General features: G+C 71.2%; 14 protein-coding genes. 4 read left to right on the top strand and 10 right to left on the bottom strand.

The features are described 5' to 3' along the window. Nucleotides 1-116 precede the first annotated feature (116 nt). From mctP to ACIBEJ_RS04040, 3 genes are all read right to left on the bottom strand, one after another. Nucleotides 117-1,727 (bottom strand): monocarboxylate uptake permease MctP, encoded by a 1,611-nt coding sequence (mctP, locus tag ACIBEJ_RS04030; protein WP_397181092.1) that lies wholly within the window; start codon nt 1,725-1,727, stop codon nt 117-119. Further along, nucleotides 1,724-1,924: a DUF3311 domain-containing protein gene (locus ACIBEJ_RS04035; RefSeq protein WP_397181093.1), complete on the bottom strand. Its 201-nt coding sequence runs from the start codon at nt 1,922-1,924 to the stop codon at nt 1,724-1,726. Before ACIBEJ_RS04035 ends, mctP begins: the two co-directional genes overlap by 4 nt. 277 nt (nt 1,925-2,201) lie before the next feature. Then, a complete protein-coding gene (locus ACIBEJ_RS04040) occupies nt 2,202-2,750 on the bottom strand; it encodes a VOC family protein (RefSeq protein ID WP_397181094.1) in 549 nt (182 codons plus the stop codon). An 80-nt stretch (nt 2,751-2,830) separates the two neighbouring features. Here ACIBEJ_RS04040 and ACIBEJ_RS04045 point away from each other — a divergent pair, with 80 nt between their 5' ends. Further along, nucleotides 2,831-3,727 carry an SDR family oxidoreductase gene (locus ACIBEJ_RS04045; protein WP_397181095.1) on the top strand — a complete coding sequence of 299 codons (897 nt, stop codon included), beginning with the start codon at nt 2,831-2,833 and terminating at the stop codon, nt 3,725-3,727. On the opposite strand, the gene ACIBEJ_RS04050 is transcribed toward ACIBEJ_RS04045, so the two are convergent. The 3 genes from ACIBEJ_RS04050 to ACIBEJ_RS04060 all read right to left on the bottom strand — a co-directional run bounded on the left by ACIBEJ_RS04050 (nt 3,724) and on the right by ACIBEJ_RS04060 (nt 7,236). Then, complete coding sequence (locus ACIBEJ_RS04050) at nt 3,724-4,671, bottom strand: helix-turn-helix transcriptional regulator (protein ID WP_397181096.1); 948 nt, start codon at nt 4,669-4,671, stop codon at nt 3,724-3,726. The genes ACIBEJ_RS04045 and ACIBEJ_RS04050 overlap by 4 nt on opposite strands. 9 nt (nt 4,672-4,680) lie before the next feature. Continuing rightward, nucleotides 4,681-6,273: a CocE/NonD family hydrolase gene (locus tag ACIBEJ_RS04055; RefSeq protein ID WP_397181097.1), complete on the bottom strand. Its 1,593-nt coding sequence runs from the start codon at nt 6,271-6,273 to the stop codon at nt 4,681-4,683. A gap of 84 nt (nt 6,274-6,357) precedes the next feature. Then, nucleotides 6,358-7,236, bottom strand: a complete 879-nt coding sequence (locus ACIBEJ_RS04060; protein ID WP_397181098.1) for a DUF4394 domain-containing protein — start codon at nt 7,234-7,236, stop codon at nt 6,358-6,360. A gap of 108 nt (nt 7,237-7,344) precedes the next feature. Between ACIBEJ_RS04060 and ACIBEJ_RS04065 the strand changes: the two genes are divergently transcribed. Beyond that, nucleotides 7,345-8,109: an SGNH/GDSL hydrolase family protein gene (locus tag ACIBEJ_RS04065; RefSeq protein ID WP_397181099.1), complete on the top strand. Its 765-nt coding sequence runs from the start codon at nt 7,345-7,347 to the stop codon at nt 8,107-8,109. Here ACIBEJ_RS04065 and ACIBEJ_RS04070 read toward each other — a convergent pair. Both ACIBEJ_RS04070 and ACIBEJ_RS04075 read right to left on the bottom strand, forming a co-directional pair. Then, nucleotides 8,106-11,606 (bottom strand): S8 family serine peptidase, encoded by a 3,501-nt coding sequence (locus ACIBEJ_RS04070; RefSeq protein ID WP_397181100.1) that lies wholly within the window; start codon nt 11,604-11,606, stop codon nt 8,106-8,108. The two genes, ACIBEJ_RS04065 and ACIBEJ_RS04070, sit on opposite strands and share 4 nt — an antisense overlap. 60 nt (nt 11,607-11,666) lie before the next feature. Then, the gene (locus tag ACIBEJ_RS04075) at nt 11,667-13,109 is read right to left on the bottom strand and encodes a glycosyltransferase family 39 protein (RefSeq protein WP_397181101.1); all 1,443 of its coding nucleotides are present in this window, start codon (nt 13,107-13,109) and stop codon (nt 11,667-11,669) included. A gap of 271 nt (nt 13,110-13,380) precedes the next feature. Between ACIBEJ_RS04075 and ACIBEJ_RS04080 the strand changes: the two genes are divergently transcribed. Together ACIBEJ_RS04080 and ACIBEJ_RS04085 are read left to right on the top strand one after the other, a co-directional pair. After that, complete coding sequence (locus tag ACIBEJ_RS04080; protein WP_397181102.1) at nt 13,381-15,507, top strand: anthranilate synthase component I; 2,127 nt, start codon at nt 13,381-13,383, stop codon at nt 15,505-15,507. A gap of 281 nt (nt 15,508-15,788) precedes the next feature. Beyond that, nucleotides 15,789-16,934, top strand: coding sequence for an amidohydrolase family protein (locus ACIBEJ_RS04085; protein WP_397181103.1), 1,146 nt, complete (start codon nt 15,789-15,791; stop codon nt 16,932-16,934). 200 nt (nt 16,935-17,134) lie between these two features. Here ACIBEJ_RS04085 and ACIBEJ_RS04090 read toward each other — a convergent pair whose 3' ends face one another. Further along, complete coding sequence (locus tag ACIBEJ_RS04090) at nt 17,135-17,587, bottom strand: MarR family winged helix-turn-helix transcriptional regulator (RefSeq protein WP_397181104.1); 453 nt, start codon at nt 17,585-17,587, stop codon at nt 17,135-17,137. 13 nt (nt 17,588-17,600) lie between these two features. Beyond that, nucleotides 17,601-17,951: a DoxX family protein gene (locus ACIBEJ_RS04095; protein WP_397181105.1), complete on the bottom strand. Its 351-nt coding sequence runs from the start codon at nt 17,949-17,951 to the stop codon at nt 17,601-17,603. Nucleotides 17,952-18,086 lie beyond the last annotated feature (135 nt).

The raw sequence follows: 18,086 nt of genomic DNA on the forward strand, positions 1-18,086 counted from the left end.
GACCGCCCGCCCGAACCTGGGCACGTACCGTCTGCACGGGGGCGACGGACGGGGCGTACCCATTTGTCCACGGTGTTCCTGCGGAGGTTGCATCAACGTTGCCTCCGCGCGGGGGATCAGTGCGGCGCCGACAGGTCCAGGTCCTTGACCCGGGGGTCGCCCTCGTCGGCGAAGTACTCGTCGCGGCGGGTGCCGTCCTCGCCGTCGGCCACCTTGGCCGCCCGCAGGGCCACGGTGACCAGCGCGGCCACCAGGAGGTTGACCGCCAGGGCCAGGATGCCGGCGTAGACGGTCGTCTTGGTGTCGAAGCCGAGCTCGCCCAGCGAGAACGCCGAGCCGCCGAAGTGCAGCTTGCCGGAGGCGGGGTTGGGGATGGTGTAGAGCATCCACATGCCGGCCGCCAGGCCCAGCGCCCAGCCGGCGATGAGCCCGCCCTTGTGGAACCACCGGGTGTACAGGCCCAGCGCCACCGACGGGAGCGTCTGCAGGATGATCACACCGCCGATGAGCTGCAGGTCGATGGAGAACTGCGGGTCCAGCAGCAGGATGCACAGCACCGCGCCGACCTTGACCACGAGCGAGACGAGCTTGGAGACCGTGGCCTCCTGCTTGTCGGTGGCGTGCTTGTTGAAGTACTCGCGGTAGATGTTGCGGGTGAACAGGTTCGCCGCGGCGATCGACATGATGGCGGCCGGCACCAGCGCGCCGATGGCGATCGCGGCGTAGGCGACGCCGGCGAACCAGTCGGGGAACATGTTGTCGAACAGCACCGGCACGACCGTGTTGCCGATCGGCTTGCCGTTCTCGCCGATGACGGGCTTGGTCTCGGCGGCGATCGCCATGTAGCCGAGCAGGGCGATGAGGCCGAGCAGGAAGCTGTAGGCGGGCAGCGCGGACATGTTGCGCTTGATCACCGAGCGGTTCTTGGCGGCCAGCACGCCGGTGAGGCTGTGCGGGTAGAGGAACAGCGCCAGCGCGGAGCCGAAGGCCAGCGTGATGTACTGGAGCTGGTTGCCGGCGTTGAGCAGGGTGCCGTCGCCCGGCGCGGGGCTCTTGTCGAACTTGGCCGCGGCCGCGTCGAAGATGTTGCCCCAGCCGCCCAGCTTGATCGGGATGTAGATGACCGCGGCCAGGATCACGATGTAGATCAGCGAGTCCTTGACGAAGGCGATCAGCGCCGGCGCGCGCAGGCCCGACTGGTAGGTGTAGGCGGCCAGGATCGCGAAGGCGACGATGATCGGCCAGTGGCCGGTGACGCCCATCGACTGCAGCACGGCCTCGATGCCGACGAGCTGCAGCGCGATGTAGGGCATGGTGGCGACCAGCCCGGTGATGGCCACGACCAGGGCGAGCGTGGGCGAGCCGAAGCGGGCCCGCACGAAGTCGGCCGGGGTGACGAAGCCGTGCACGTGCGAGACCGACCACAGCCTGGTCAGCACCAGGAAGACCAGCGGATAGATCACGATGGTGTACGGCACCGCGTAGAAGCCCAGCGCTCCCGCGCCGAACACCAGGGCGGGCACCGCCACGAAGGTGTAGGCCGTGTAGAGGTCGCCGCCGACCAGGAACCAGGTGATCCAGCTCCCGAAGTTGCGCCCGCCGAGACCCCACTCGTCGAGGCTCTCGATGTCCTGCGGCTTGCGCCAGCGGGCGGCCACGAAGCCCATGCCGCTGACCAGGGCGAACAGTGCGATGAAGACGACCAGCTCGGTCGTGTGCCCGCTCACTTGGTCATCCTGTAGACGACCACGGTGCAGGCGACGCCGACGAGGATGAAGGCGAGCTGCAGCCAGTAGAACAGCGGGAAGCCCATGAGCCGGGGCTCGTCGGCGTTGAACAGGAACGTGCACAGAGGCAGCACGATCGGCACGATCAGCAGCCAGTTCCACGGGCTCTTGTCGGTGCGAGATGGCGGCTCGGCCATGACCCCTCCGGTGTGACAGTGGTACGCGGGTGAGGGGACATTAGCGTCACAACATCGGCAGCCCAATGACTGATACATCACGTTTTGGCCTATTTCTAGACCAATGGGGGGATGGCGAGCGGGGCGTCATCCGACGTGACATTAGTGAGGTTCGTCCGGGAAGCCGGGCATGGATCGGCGAACGGTCGGCTCTTCGCGACGAACGGTCAGGGCGCGCGGTCAGGGCCTGGTGATCGGGTGGGCTCGCCGAGATGTCCCGGGTGCCGCGCCCGCGGTGTCAGACGGTCCGGTCGGCGGCGGTCCTCGGCTCGTGCCGCACGTCCTGCTCGCGGCCCAGCTCCCGCTGCCAGCAGGCGAACTCGATCAGGATGCCGTCGGGGTCCTTGAAGTAGATCGAGCGCACGAACACGCCCTCGTGGTTGTCGGCGGCGACGCCGAACTCGCTGTCGTCGTGGTTGAGCAGCACGCCCACGTCCACGCCCTTGGCGATCAGGCGGTCGCGGTACTCCTCGATCCGGTCGGGGGGCACGTCGAAGGCGACGTGGTTCATGGAGCCGACCGCCGACAGCAGCTCGCCCCGGTCCGGCAGGCCCTTGGGCGCCGACACCCCGGGCACCGCCTCGGGCGCGTCGGGGAACCAGAAGAAGGCCAGCGCGTTGCCGCCGCCGGCGTCGAAGAAGAAGTGCTGGCCCCAGCCCATCGGCAGCTCGATCGTCTTGATCAGCGGCATGCCGAGGACGCCGGAGTAGAAGCCGACGGTCTGCTTCATGTCGGAGCAGACCAGCGCCAGATGGTTGACCCCGCGAAGCTCGAACTCCTCATTCATGGTAACTCCTTACTTATCACGGGGAACTCCTCCGGAAAACTTGACATGAGGTGTCCTCTTTTCCGCGCAGAGTGGTCCGCATGAACATCGCACTGGTGGCAGGGGCCACCCGAGGCACGGGCCGGGGCATCGCCGTAGAGCTGGGCGCCGCCGGTTACACCGTCTACTGCACCGGCAGGTCCAGCGGCTCGCAGCGCTCGGAGATGAACAGGCCGGAGACGATCGAGGAGACCGCCGCCCTCGTCACCGCCGCCGGCGGCACCGGCATCCCGGTCCGGGTCGACCACCTCGACCAGGAGCAGGTCAAGGCGCTGGTGGAGCGGATCGAGCGCGACCACGGCCAGCTCGACGTCCTGGTCAACGACGTGTGGGGCGGCGACCGGCTCACCCAGTGGAACGTCCCGGTCTGGGAGCACGACCTGGACAACGGGCTGCGCCTGCTCCGGCTGGCGATCGACACCCACATCATCACCAGCCACTACGCGCTGCCGCTGCTGTCCAGGAAGCCCGGCGGCCTGGTCGTCGAGGTCACCGACGGCACCAAGAAGTACAACGACGACCACTACCGGCTCTCCCTCTTCTACGACCAGGCCAAGACCGCGGTCGTCCGGCTGGCGTACGCGCTCTCGCACGACCTGCGCGAGCACGGCTGCGCCGCGGTGGCGCTCACGCCCGGCTTCCTGCGCTCGGAGGCGATGCTGGAGAACTTCGACGTGACCGAGGAGACCTGGCGCGACCACATCCCCAACAACGCCACCTGGGCGGTGTCGGAGACCCCGGCCTTCGCCGGCCGGGCCGTGGTGGCGCTGGCCCAGGACCCGGACAAGATGCGCTGGAGCGGCCAGTCGCTCGACAGCGGCAGCCTGGCCCAGGTCTACGGCTTCACCGACCTCGACGGCAGCAGGCCGGACGTGTGGCGCTACATCGAGGAGGTGGAGGAGGGCGGCAAGCAGGCCGACGCGGCCGACTACCGCTAGGCGTCGCCGGTGTAGAGGCGGGCCGTCCGCAGGACGGCCTCCCGCACCATCGCGCGCAGCTCCGGCGGCCCCAGCACCTCCGCCTCCGGCCCGAAGCGCAGCACCTGCGAGTACGCCACCCGCACCGACTCCACACCCAGTTCGACCGTCCCGTCCTCGCCCAGCGAGGCGAGCGCGTCCTCCAGGGCGGCCGGGTCGGCGATGTGGCGGAGCATGCGCACCCCGGCCGGGCTGAGCCGCAGCGTGACGGTCTCGCGCAGCAGCGACCGGGCGAAACGGGCCGACTGCCGCCGCCAGTAGGCCGCCAGGTCGAAGCCGGGATCGCGGGCGAAGCCCTCCTCCAGCGCCGTGACCGCCTCCACCCGGTCCACGCGGAAGGTCAGGAAGTCCCCCGCGTGCGCCACCAGGTACCAGACGCCCGCCTTGAGCACCAGCCCGTACGGATGCAGCGTCCGCTGCCTGCCCTTGTACGCCAGCTCGGCCACCCGATCGCTCCACACCGCCCTGGCCAGCGGCGCCAGCGCGGCCGGCGGCGGGTCGTCACCGGCGAACCAGCCCGGCGCGTCCAGGTGGAAACGCTGGGCCGCCGTCGCGGGCGCGTCCCGCAGGCCGGGCGAGAGCGCGGCCGCGGCCTTCAGCCGGGCGGTGGCCGCCACCTCCTGCAGCCCCATCTCGCGCAGCGCACCCGGCACGCCCGACAGGAACAGCGCCTCGGCCTCGGCCCGGTCGAGCCCGGTCAGCCGGGTGCGGTAGCCCTCCAGCAGCCGGTAGCCGCCGCGCCGCCCCCGGTCGGCGTAGACCGGGACGCCCGCCTCGGCCAGCGCCAGCACGTCGCGGTGGACGGTCCGCTCGGAGACCTCCAGCTCCTCGGCCAGCTCCGCGGCCGTCATCCCGCCCCGCCCCTGGAGCAGCAGGATCACCGACATCAACCGGGACGCGCGCACGACCCGACTCTAGATGCTCGACGCGCCGCCCACCTCGGGCAGGAGCACGGCGGAGGGATGGTCGGGGGAGTGGAGGACCTCGACGTCGGCCGGCACCATGGGCCCGGCGCCCGCGATCGGGTGGCCGGTGCCCGGGTTGCGGGCGATCGTCGGGTAGGCCCCGGCCGCCACGTGGACGCGGATGCGGTGGCCGCGCCTGAAGCGGTGCGCGATCGGCCACAGGTCCACCTCGACCCGCCGGATGTCCTCGGGGCCGGCGAGCGTACGCCGTACCCCCTCGCAGATGTTCATGGACGCGCCCGACGGGTGCACGTCGCAGACCCGCACCACCACGTCGGTGCACGGCGCGCTGGAGCGCACCGACAGCTCGGCGGCCACGGGGCCGATCAGCTCGGTGTCGGCGCGCAGCGGCGCGGAGGTGTAGACGAGCACGTCGCGGCGGGCCTCCAGGCGGCGCTGGTCGCGCGGCCGGGAGTCGGCCAGCAGCACCGGACCGCCGATGACGGGCGTCGGGTGCGCGGGGTGGTAGCGGAAGCGGCCGGAGCCCTCCTCGCTGGGCGCGGCGGGATCCAGCCCGAACCCGGACCGCAGGTGCCAGCGGCGCGTCCGCGTCCCCGGGACCGGCCAGTCCGGATAGTCGCGCCACTCGCCCGCGCCGGTGACGTGCAGCCGCACCGGGTCGGCCCGCAGCCCGGAGAAGTCGCCCAGCAGGTGGGCGCGGAACCAGTCCAGGGCCTCGGCCATGGCGGGGCGGCCGTGCCGCATGTCCACGTGGTACCAGGGCCCGATCGTCAGGTACGGCCGCCGCCCCGCCCTGCGCATCGTCAGGTAGTCCTTGATCTGCCAGGGCAGGAACACGTCGTACCAGCCGCCGAGCATCGTGACGGCCGCGCCGACGTCGGCCACGTCGGGCGAGAAGTCGCGCTTGGCCCAGTACGGCGCCGCCGGGTCGCCGTGATGGGCGAGCAGATCCTGGTAGAACGGCAGCGGATGCCCGGCCGAGACCAGGTCCAGCTCGCTCATCGGCCGCCCGGACAGCACCGCCCGCCGCGTCAGCCGGGGCGCGGTCAGCATCGCGGTGCCGCCGAAGCGGCGCGGCAGCGCGTCGGTCAATGTCGTCCAGCTCAGCGCCGACTCCAGCGCGAACGCCCCGCCCACGTAGGCGGCGTCGCGGAACTGGGAGGCGGTGATCTGCGTGGCCATCGCCTTCAGGTCGGGTCCCGCGTAGGGGGCGATGGCCCACTGGGTGTAGCCGAGGTAGGAGGGGCCGAAGGTGGCGAAGCTGCCGCCGTACCAGGGCTGCTCGCGCAGCCAGGCCACGGTGGCCAGGCCGTCGTCGTGCTCGTCGCCGAGCGGGTCGAGCAGCCCGCCGGAGCCGAAACCGCCCCGGCAGGACTGCATGATGACCTGGAAGCCGTTCCGGGCGAAGCCGCGGCCGAACATCCAGCCGAAGGCGCCCCTGCGGCCATATGGCGAACGGATGAGCACGACGGGCGCACGCGGCGCCCCCACGGGCGCGTAGTGGTCGGCCAGCAGCCGCACGCCGTCGGGCATCGGGACGGACAGGTCCCTGGTGACACGTACCGGAAATCTCCCCCGCATACCTCAACGGGTAACAGACACGCAGGCGGGGGGACAAGGGGGATTCGCGCCCGGAGGCGGGTTCCGGGCGGGTGCGCGCGGGCCTCAGCGCTGGTCGAGCGGCAGGGCGACGTCCATGACCTGGCGCCGGGACGGGAACGTTCCCACCTGGGTGGCGGCGCCGGTCAGCGGGTCGACCGCGTAGAAGCGGTAGGAGTCGCCGGCCCGCAGCGCCGCGTACCCGGCGTTGGCGACGGCGACGCCCTTACGCAGCGTGGTGTAGATGTCGAAGCCGGCCGAGGGGCCCGCGTCCACGCCGAGCCTGCCGGTCGGGGCGAGGTTGCCGGCGTTGGCCGGGGACTGCGCCGAGACCTGGTCGGCGGTGGTGTCCACGTCGAACAGCGTCGTGGCCGTCGTCGCGTCCAGGTCGTTGTTGGTGTAGGCGGCGCCGCTCACGCCCAGCGCGGTCGCGCCAGTGGTGGCGGGCGGCACGGGCGGGTTGGTCAGCCTGCCGTCGGTGGCGGTCGTGCCGGCGGCGGGGGCGCCCATCGGGTCGTCGATGTTGTGGCGCAGGTTCTGGCCGGTGTCGCTGACCACGCGCAGCCGGTTGGCGGCGGGGTTGAAGTCGACGCCGAAGTTCTTGCCGTCGAGGGCGACGCTGAGCTGGGAGACCTTGGCGGCCTGCGCCCGGCCGGACAGCGTGTAGACGCCGCCCTGGTCGCCGACGGCGTACAGCTTGCCGTCCTGTACGCGGTAGTCGATGCCGACGACCTTCTTGTCGCCCTTCAGCCCGTCGATGCGGCCGGCGTCGGTGACGGAGCCGGGGCGGTCGGCGCGGAAGGTGACCAGCCTGCCGTCGATCGTCAGCCCGGCGACGCGCAGGCTCGCGACGTCGCGCCTGGGGGAGGCGTCGGCGAGCGCGGGCGCGGCCAGGCCGGCGCCCGCGCAGGCCACGATGGCGCTGACGGCCAGTGTCGTGCGCATGAGGTGTGCTCCTTTTGTCGGGACTTTGCCTCCTCATTCGTCCGGGAACGCCCGCCGGATCGACCTACGGTCGCGTAGGGCCTGACATTCGCGGCAAACTATCCGGTCATGGGACGAATTTCTTCATACGTCGCCCTAGGGGACAGCTTCACAGAGGGACTCGAAGACCCGGCCGACGCGGGCTTCCGCGGCTGGGCCGACCGCCTCGCCGAGCACCTCGAGGCCGACCAGCCGGGACTGCGCTACGCCAACCTCGCGGTGCGCGGCCGGATCATCGACGAGATCGTGGGCGAGCAGGTGCCGCTGGCCGTCGCCATGGGCGCCGAACTGGTCTCGCTGTGCGCGGGCGGCAACGACATCCTGCGGCCCGGCAGCGGGCCCGCCATCGTCGCCAGGCGGCTGGAGCAGGGGGTGCGCACGCTCACCGAGGCCGGGGCCCAGGTGATGCTGTTCACCGGCTTCGACCTGCGGCACGTGCCGGTCATGCGGCTGGCGCACAGCAAGATCGAGGTCTACAACCTCCACATCCACGACATCGCCCGCCGCTACGGCGCCCACCTGGTCGACCTGTGGCCGATGGGCGTGCTGCGCGACCCGCGTGCCTGGAACTCCGACCGGCTCCACCTCAACGCCGACGGCCACCGCCGCGTGGCGCTGGCCGCCGCCGAGACGCTCGGGGTGCCGGTCGGGCAGGACTGGCGCGAGCCGTACCCGCCGCGGCGCCCGCCCGTATGGACCGACGCCCGGCGGGAGGACCTGCGCTGGGCCAGGCAGTTCCTCGGACCGTGGATCAACCGCCGCCTGCACGGCCGCTCCTCCGGCGACGGCGTCAGCCCCAAGCGGCCGGGGCTGACGCCGGTGCGGCCCGGCTAGTTCTTGTCGGGACGCTCGGATATGCGCACGGCGTTGACGATCGGCTGGCCGTCACGCCTGGCGAAGCGCACGTTGAGCTGGCCGTCGGTGACCTTCACGGTGTACGAGCGGTTCGCCGCCGTGTAGGTGCCCACCTCCAGGGCCAGGTCGAGCGCGGGTACGGCGAGCTGGCCCTCGACGATCACGTCGAAGACCCGGGACCCGGGACGCTTCGAGGTGATCTCGGCGAAGCCCAGCTCGACGGTGTAGGTGCCGTTCGGCACGTTGTCGAAGCGGTACTCCAGCAGGTTCTCGCGGGCGGTGCGGAACAGGGTCTGCTCCGTGGTGCCCGCGATGGTCCTGCGGGTGTCGGCGGTGCGGTTCTGGTTGGCCACCCAGCCGTGGCCGCCCTGGGTGTACTTGCGGTCGGCCGCCCACACGTCGCCCTGGGCGTCGGTGGCCTGCCTGGAGGCGCCGACGTCCAGCGCCACCTGGTGCTTGGGCACCACGACGTTCACCGCGATCTCCAGCACCGGCTGGCGGCCGCTGTTGGACTTCACCGTGAGCTTGCCCGCCCGCACCGTGCCCGGCTGCACGCCCTGGCTGCTGACCGTGACGTTCACCGTGGCCTTCTCGCCCTTGGCCAGGCGGCCGGCGGCCGGCGCGGCGGTGAGCCAGGCGGCGTCGCTGGTGACGGTGTAGTCGGCCGGCGCGCCGAGGTTGGTCAGCTCGAACGAGCGCGAGCGCGTGACGCCCGTGGGCATGACCACCGCCAGCTCGCCCACCGAGGCGCTGACCGCGCCGGTGATCAGCGCCGTGTCCACGCGGGTGAACGCCAGCGGCGCGACCGTGACGTCCTGGGTGAACGTGCCGTAGTGCTCCTTGGAGACCTCCACCTTGTGGTCGCCGGCCGGCACCTGGCCGTAGAAGGTGCCGTCCTGGCCGGTGGTGAACGTGGCCGCCTCGCCCACCTTCACCGTCGCGCCCGCGATCGGCCTGGCGTCGTTGGCGTCGGTGACCGTGCCCGTGACCAGGCCGTGCCGGGTGGCCGCGACCGTCACGGCCTGCCCGGAGGAGACCGCGGCGGTGTTGAAGGAGTACAGCAGCGCGTCGGTGCCGGCCGCGTTCTCCACGCCGATCGTGGCGCTGTTGCCCTGCTCGCGGGCGCTCTCGATGTCCTTGTAGCGGTAGGAGACCGTGCCGTTCTCGCCCAGCAGCATCGACACCGAGATCCGCATCGCGGCGTCGGAGTAGAACTTCACGTTGCGCCACTCCACCACGAAGACGCGGTTGGGCGCGGCGCCCTGCGTGGCGGTGTAGACGCCCGACTCGGCGTCGGCCACGAGGTCGTCGAAGTAGGCGTAGAGCGCGTTGTTCGGCGTGCCCGTGGTCGGCAGCGTGCCGTTGGAGCCGGTGGTCACCTTCTCGGCGGCGAAGGAGGCGTAGCCGTTCGTGGTGATCCACGCCTTCGTCTGCGCGGCGCCGTAGAACGGGAAGGTGAACGGCAGCGTCACCTGCTGCGCCTCGTCGTCGCCGGTCAGCGCCAGCTTCTCCGTCCCTTCCACGTACGGCAGCGCCCGGCTCTCACACGTGTAGCCGAACCCGTCGCCGCGCAGCGGCAGGTCCACGTCCTTGACCACGTCACCGGCCACCGTCACCTGGACGGTCGTCGAGGCCGTCGCGCAGCGCGAGCGCGGCGTGATCGTCACGTCGTAGGTGCCGTGCGGGATCGTGAACCGGTAGCGGCCGTCGGCGCCGGTGACCGCCTGGACCGGCGTGCCGGCCACGGCCAGCGTCGCGCCGGGCTCGGGCCGGCCCGCGATCGAGACCAGGCCGGAGACCGTGCCGGACTCGTTGCGGGTCATCGTGACGTCCGCGGTGGCCGTCTGCCCGGCCGCCACGGTCACGTTCGCGGTGCCCGCGGTGTAGCCGAACCTGCTCGCGCTCACCTGGTAGTCGCCGGGCAGCAGGCGCGGCACCGCGTAGGTGCCGTCCTCGCCGGTGAAGACCGTGCGGGTCAGCGGGCCGGTCAGGCTGACCTCGGCGTTCGCCACCGGAGCGCCGCCGGCCGTCACGGTGCCCCTGAGGTCGCCGAGCCCGTCGCGCGGCGCGGACTGGACCGCGGCGAAGGAGTCGAGCCGGCCCTCGCCCCACACGTTGTTGTCGGCCGCAGTGCCGCCGCAACTGGTGTCGTCGACGTCGATCGCCGTGCTGTCGAGCAGCGGCCGCGTCGCCTCCACGTTCCCCTGCAGGCTCGGGGCGGCCGACCACATCAGCGCCACCGTCGCGGCCACGTGCGGCGAGGCCATCGAGGTCCCGGTGAAGGCCGCGTACCCGCCGCCCGGCACCGAGGAGCGCACGTTCACGCCGGGGGCGGCGATGTTCGGCTTGATCTCGCCGTTCTCGCCCGCGCCCTTGCTGGAGCGCGCGTACAGGGCGTTGTTGATGTCGAGGCCGCCCGCGCTGTAGCTGATCACGTACTGGCCGGGGGAGCCGCTGGTGGTGCAGGCCGGGCCGGCGTTGCCGTTGGAGAAGGCGGGGAAGATGCCGGCGGCGATCCACGACTCCACGATCGTCTTGTACCAGGGGTCGAAGCCGGGGCCGCCCCAGGAGTTGTTGACGATGTCGGGGGCCAGGTCGGGCCGCTCGTTCTGGCCGTTGAGGTCGGTCGGGGCGGCCATCCACTGGCCGGACCTGATCAGCGACTCGTCGCTGCAGAAGTCGGTCTCGCAGCCCTTGGCGGCGATCCAGCGCGCGGCGGGCGCCACGCCGATGCCGTTCGCGCCGACCATGGTGCCCATCGTGTGGGTGCCGTGGTCGTTGTTGTCACACGGCGCCGGGCTCGGGCAGATGCCCGCCGGGTCGAACCAGTTGTAGTCGTGGTCGTAGGAGCCGTCGGGGCCCCGGCCGCGGTACTGCGCGGCGATCTCGGGGTGGGTGAAGTCGGCGCCGGAGTCGATGTGGCCGACGACGATGCCCTCACCCTTGCTGCCGAGCTCGCTCCACACCCGTGGCGCGTTGACCCGGTCGACGTTCCACTCGACGGCGGCCTTCGTCCTGGCCTCCGCCCTGCCCTGCTCGGGCTTCGGGATCGCGAGCGTGCGTACCGGAAGGATGCTCTCGACCTCCGGCAGGTCGGCGATCGCGCCGGCGAGCTTGACCCCCGCGCCGGTGACGCGGACGGCGTTGACGATCCAGTAGGGGGCGAACTCGGCGTTCTGCGCGGCCAGCAGTCTGCGCAGCTCCGCCTGGGCGGAGGCGGCGTGCCCCTTCTTGGTCTTGAAGACCGCGGCGGCCTTCGCGTCCTTCGAGGTGGCCCGGCGGGCCGCGGATAAGTTGGCCTCGCCCTTCATCTTGACCCAGAAGGTCGCCTTGTCATCGGCCTTCAGGTCGGCCAGCACGGACTTGTCGATCTTGTCGGGTTCGGGTGCGGCCAGGGCCACGCCCTGGGGGAGCAGGAGGCACAGGGCGGCAGCGGCCCCCGTGAGGGCCGCTCGCCAGGCGATCTTGACAACCATGTGGAGAGCGTGAGTCGACACGGTCAAGTTGGCAAGAGTCAAAGTGGTAATTCGGGTTTTCTAGCTGTAATGCTGGAAGTTACGCCAGCCCTCGCTCCACGGGATCTTCAGGCCACGGCACACGAAAATCACCATTCCCTGGATCTCGTTGTCCAGGTCGAGGCCGTTGTCGATCTCGCCGGCCTCGTCGCATTTGGCGAACTGCTTGTTCATGGCCCACCTGATCACGTCCACGGCGATGACCACGGTGCCGGTCTCGGGGGGCGGGCCGTACTCGAACAACTGGTTGTGCGCGCTGTAGACGCGCGGCAGGCCCGCGCGGTCGGCCGCGCCCGCGTTGCCGTAGTTGCCCATCAGCAGGATCACCCGCGAGCGTTCCTCGGGCGAGAGCCTGTCGAAGACCGTGCGCAACTGCGCGGCGAAGCTCGGCCAGCCCAGCGACTCGCGGACCACCTGGTTGGCCTCGGGGATCACCGTCTGCGCCACCTCCTTGGCGGGCAGGAGCGGTAGCGCGATGAACAGGTTGCCCGCCGCCACCACCGCCAGCGCCGCCGTCCCCGCCACCCGCCAGCGCGGGCGCGCGGCCTCCAGGCCCACGCAGCCCGCCGCGAACAGCAGCACCATCAGCCCGGTGATGTAGTCCGGACGTCCGCCCGACAGCACCGTGAGCAGCCCGGTCACCGGATAGGCCACCGCCAGCGCCCGCACCCGCCGGTCGCGCCACAGCCGCACGAACCCGAACGCCGACACCACCGCCGCCGCCGGGCCGAGCAGCAGCACCTGCATCGGCAGGAACAGGGCGCGCATCTCCGCGCCCTTGTCGGCGCTGAGCGCCGCCGCCATCTTCAGCTGCGGCCAGCCGTTCGTGATCTGGTAGACGAGATTCGGTACGGCCAGCAGCACCGCGATCAGCGCCCCGGCCCAGAGCCACGGGCTCAGCAGCACCCGGCGCGGCCCGACCGCGAGCAGTCCCACCGCCAGGCCGATGACCAGCAGCGCGATCAGGTGCTTGTTGTAGGTGGCCACCCCGATCACCACGCCGGCGGCCAGCCACCAGCGGGGCTCCTCGCGCAGCAGAACCTTGAGCACGAACAGGATGGCCGCCGCCCACAGCGGCAGGTCGACGCTGAGCGTCAGCAGCGAGTGGCCGACGATCAGGACGAATCCCGCCGTCGCCACCCCCAGCGTGGTCAGGATCTGCGCGAACCGGCCGCCGCCGAGTTCACGGACGATGAGGGCCACCAGTACCAGCAGCACCGCCGCGCACACGGCGGCGGGGATGCGGATGGCGGTGAGCGTGTCGCCGAACAACCCGATGGCGGCACGCGCCAGCATCGGGGTGAGCGGAGGTTGGTCGACGTAGCCCCAAGCCGGATGCTCGGCGAGCATGCGGAAGTACAGCTCGTCGCGGTGATAGTCGTAGGCCCCGCTTAAAGCCACCAGGATCGCGGCCGTGCCGAGAGCGATCGCGGTGACGGGCCGCCAGGCGAAGGCGCGCTCCATACTCGCTGAAGTTAGGTGCTTGACTCGGGCTTGTCACCACGTGCGAGCCCCTAACCCGCCCTTAGCCGAACGGCTGCCGCGTCAGGGGGCACGGCATGGTCATGACCCCGGCCAGGCGTGTTAGCATCCCTGCATGCGAATCGGCTTGCAGAGCCAGTGGTGGCGTCGCTCCTAGGCGGCGCGTACTTCGCATTCCTCAACGACGGCCGCCCCGGAAGGCGGCCCTTGTTGTCTCGCCTCCGGGGCTCATTGGGTTAGCAAGGGGCAGGCAGTGGAGACGAGCGGATATACGACCGCCGGTGGCGTCCATGTCGAGCGGGAGACGCGTGAGGTGCCCGAGGAGGCGCTCGAGGAGATCGTGAGCGCGCTCGGGGAACGGCGCGGCGGCGCCTTCTCCTCGGGCATGGACTACCCGGGCCGCTACAGCCGGTGGGCCTTCGGTTATGTCGACCCGTGCGTCGAGCTCGTCGCCAGGGGGCGGCGGATCAGCGCGACCGCGCTCAACGAGCGCGGCAGGGTCGTGCTGCCCGTGCTGGCCACGTGCCTGCTGGCCGCGGGCAAGCCGGTCGCGCAGCCGACCGCCGACCGCGTCGAGGTGCACGTGGCCGAGAGCGACGAGCTGCTGCCCGAGGAACTGCGCAGCCGCCGCCCGACCGTCTTCACCGCCATCCGCGAGGTGATCGCCGCCTTCGCCGGCGAGGACGCCCACCTCGGCCTGTACGGCGCCTTCGGCTACGACCTGGCCTTCCAGTTCGAGCCGATCCGGCACGAGCTGACCCGCCCCGACGACCAGCGCGACCTGGTGCTGCACCTGCCCGACCGGCTCGTGGTGATCGACCGCCAGCGCGAGACCAGCGTCGAGTACCGCTACGAGTTCACCGTCGACGGCGTGTCCACCCGCGGCCTGGAGCGCACCGGCGCGTCGGTGCCGCAGGTGGTCCCGACGCAGGTGCCGCCCAACCCGGAGAAGGGCTCCTACGCCAAGGTCGTGGCCGCGGCCAAGGAGAAGTTCAAGCGCGGCGACCTGTTCGAGGTCGTGCCCGGCCAGGTCTTCCACTCCGTCTGCACCGACCCGCCCGCCTTCTACCGCACTCTCCACCGGTCCAACCCGGCCCCGTACGAGTTCATCATCAGCCTCGGCGAGGGCGAGCACCTCGTCGGTGCCTCACCCGAGATGTACGTGCGCGTCAGCGGCGACCGCGTGGAGACCTGCCCCATCTCCGGCACCATCGCCCGCGGCTCCAACCCCGTCGAGGACGCCGAGGCCATCCGCACCCTGCTGTCCTCCGTCAAGGAGGAGAGCGAGCTGACGATGTGCACCGACGTCGACCGCAACGACAAGTCGCGCATCTGCGTGCCCGGCACCGTCAAGGTCATCGGCCGCCGCCAGATCGAGCTCTACTCCCGCCTGATCCACACCGTCGACCACATCGAGGGCCGCCTGCGCCCCGAGTTCGACGCCCTCGACGCCTTCCTCACCCACATGTGGGCCGTCACCGTGACCGGTGCCCCCAAGACGTGGGCGATGCAGTTCATCGAGGACCACGAGGCCACCACGCGCAGATGGTACGGCGGCGCCATCGGCTTCATCGGCTTCGACGGCTCCATGAACACCGGGCTCACCCTGCGCACCGCCCAGATCAAGCACGGCGTGGCCACCGTGCGGGCCGGGGCGACGCTGCTGTTCGACTCCGACCCCGACTCCGAGGAGCGCGAGACCGAGCTGAAGGCCAGCGCGTTGCTCGGCGCGCTGGAGGCGGTCAACCAGCCCGCCTCCGTCCCCGCGCCTCCCGTCCCCGAGCAGCCGGGGCTCGGCATGAAGGTCCTGCTCGTCGACCACGAGGACTCCTTCGTCAACACCCTCGCCGACTACTTCCGCCAGCAGGGCGCCGAGGTCACCACGCTGCGGCACGGCTTCCCCGCCGCGCTGATCGACACGATCGCCCCCGACCTCGTCGTCCTGTCGCCCGGCCCGGGGTGGCCGTCCGACTTCGGGATGGCGGCGCTGATCGACGAGCTGTACTCCAGGGGGCTGCCCGTCTTCGGGGTGTGCCTGGGGCTGCAGGCCATGGTCGAGCACGCCGGGGGCACGCTCGAACTCCTGGGCTACCCGGAGCACGGCAAGCGGGGGCAGGTGTCGCGGCTGGGTGAGAGCGCCCTGCTGGAGGGGCTGCCCGAGACGTTCACGGCCGCCCGCTACCACTCGCTGCACGCCAAGCGGCCCGGGGTGGTCTCCTTCACCCCGACCGCGCTGACCCCTGACGGCAACGTGATGGCCATCGAGGACCCGGCCAACCGGCGCTACGCCGTCCAGTTCCACCCGGAGTCCATCCTCACGGCGGAGGGGGACGCCGGCGCCAAGATCATCGCCAACGTCCTCCGCCTGACCCGCCGCTGACCCGCCCTCCTGCCCCGCCCCCGGCCACCCGTCCCTCGGCCACCAGCCAGTCCCTCGTGCCCCTGACCGCTTTGTCCGGTCCCAGGCGCGTTCGGTGGCCGTGGCCGGGGGAGGGCTGGGTGGCCGGGGTCGGTGACGCGGTGGGGTGGCCGGGATCCGGGAAGGTTGGGGTGGCCGGGGACCGGCGTTCCGGGGCGCAACGGGGCAAGCCCGGGCCGTGCGGCTGGGACAAGTGGGCAATCGCGGCGCGTGGCACCGCCCGAACGCCTAGGCTCGCCCGCATGCTCCCGGTAGACCTTCCCGACGCGGTGCGCGAGGCGCTGCTGGCGCCCCTGGTCGACCACCACTGCCACGGGGTGCGGCGCGACGAGCTCAGCAGGGCGCAGTTCGAGCTGCTCATCACCGAGGGCAGCACGCCCGCCCCACCCGGCACCACCCACTTCGACACCCCGATCGGCGCGGCGATCCGCCGCTGGTGCGCGCCCGTGCTGGACCTGGACCCCCACGCCCCGCCCGCCGTCTACCTGGCCAGACGCGCCGAACTGGGAGCGGGCGAGGTCAACAGGAGGCTGCTGGAGGCGTCCGGCATCGTGGCGTTCCTGGTGGACACCGGCCTGGAGGCCCCCGAACTGCTGTCGGCCGCCGAGATGGGCCGCCACGGCGGCGCCGCGGCCGACGAGATCGTCCGCCTGGAACAGATCGAACAGGACGTCGCCGAGACCGCCCGGGCCGCCGTCGACTACATGGACAGCCTCGCCGAGGAACTGACCGCCAGGGCCGCGCGGGCCGTGGGCCTGAAGTCGATCGCCGCCTACCGCTGCGGCCTGGACTTCGACCCCGCCCGCCCCAGCAGGGGCTCGGTCATCGCCGCGGCCAACAGACGACTGGGCGACCCGAAGCGGCGCCTGACCGACCCGATCCTGATCCGCCACCTCCTGTGGACCGCCGTGGACGTGGCCAGGGAACGCGGCCTGCCGATGCAGTTCCACACCGGATACGGCGACACGGACCTGTATTTGAACCGGGCCGACCCGGCCCTGATGACCGGCTTCATCCGGTCGTTGCAGCCCATCGGCGTCCCGATCATCCTGCTCCACTGCTACCCCTACCACCGCCAGGCCGCCTACCTGGCCGCGGTCTTCCCCCACGTCTACGTGGACGTGGGCCTGGCCCTCACCTACACGGCCGCAGGCTCGGCCCGCATCATGGCCGAACTGCTGGAGCTGGTCCCCTTCCACAAGCAGATGTTCTCCTCCGACTGCTACGGCGTCGCCGAGACCTGCCACCTGGGCGCCCTGTACTTCCGCCACAGCCTGGCCAGAGTCCTGCGCACCCGCCTGGACGACGACGAGTGGAACGCGACGGACTGCGCCCGCATAGCCCACATGATCGGCTCCGGCAACGCCCGCCGCGTCTACCGCCTCTGACAGGCCCGGCCAACGACCCCGGACGCCCGGAACCGGCCGGGAGCGGAGTCGTAGCGGCGAGAAACCCGTGAGCCTTCACGACCGGCGCTCGACAGACGCGGGCTCGCGTCGGCGAGTCCGGGCAAGCGGGCGCGAGCCGTAACGGAAGGAAAAGCCCTAACGGAAAGAAAGCGCCAACAGAGAGGAGAACAGCAGAACGATCAGTTCGGGTCCAGGCAGGCGCCGAGTTTGAGGCCGAGGGTTTGCATGGTCTCGGCGAGGGAGCTGACCTGGGCGGGGGTGAGGTGGTCGAACAGGACCTCGCGCAGGGCCTTGGCGTGGGCGGGGGCGATCTCGGCGATCAGGGCGCGGCCGGTGTCGGTGAGTTCGGCGACCGTGGCGCGGCCGTCGTTCTCGTCGGGCCGCAGGCGGACGTATCCCCGCTCGACCAGCTTGCTGATGCGGTGGCTCAACCGGCTGATGGACACGTTCGACGTCGTGGCCAGGTCGGACAGCCGCCTCGGCGCCGCCTCCAGCGCGCACAGGAAGCCGTACTCGATGTGCACCAGCCCGTGCGCGCGGAAGGTGCGCTCCACCTGCGGGATGCCGACCAGAAACACGGCCATGAGCCCGTGCCAGGCGCGCTGCTCGTCGGCGTCGAGACCCTCGATCAAAGAACTCCCAGCGTCAGAACCGTCCGATGGCGATGACGACCGCCACAGCCAGCAGTACCAGGTTAACGGCGAAGCTCTCCTTGCGCCGCACGTGCACGCCCGCCGCGACCACCATCGTGACCGCCAGGCCGACGGCGGCCAGCGGGGTGAGGACGGGCGCGACCCCGGTGGCCCACGGCAGGACGAGGCCGAGCGCGCCGAGGAACTCGACGAACCCGATGAGCCGGATCTGCCCCTGCGTGAAGTCGTCCACGTACGGCATGCGCTCCCTGACCCGCTCCTTCGCGACGACCATCTTGCCGATGCCGGAGGCGGTGAAGGCGAGGGCGAGCAGGATCTGGAGGATCCAGAGGACCACGTCCATTGGTTGTCCCTTCAAGTTCTTACGATGAGCCAGACTGTAACGCCAAAAACTTGAAGCAACAACAATTGTGACCGGGTTATGACCACACCCGAGTCCGTGCCGTGACCATCCCGATCTCCGCGTGGTCCCGCCGCA

The sequence above is a fragment of the Nonomuraea sp. NPDC050790 genome (assembly GCF_044456745.1).
Lineage (GTDB): Bacteria > Actinomycetota > Actinomycetes > Streptosporangiales > Streptosporangiaceae > Nonomuraea.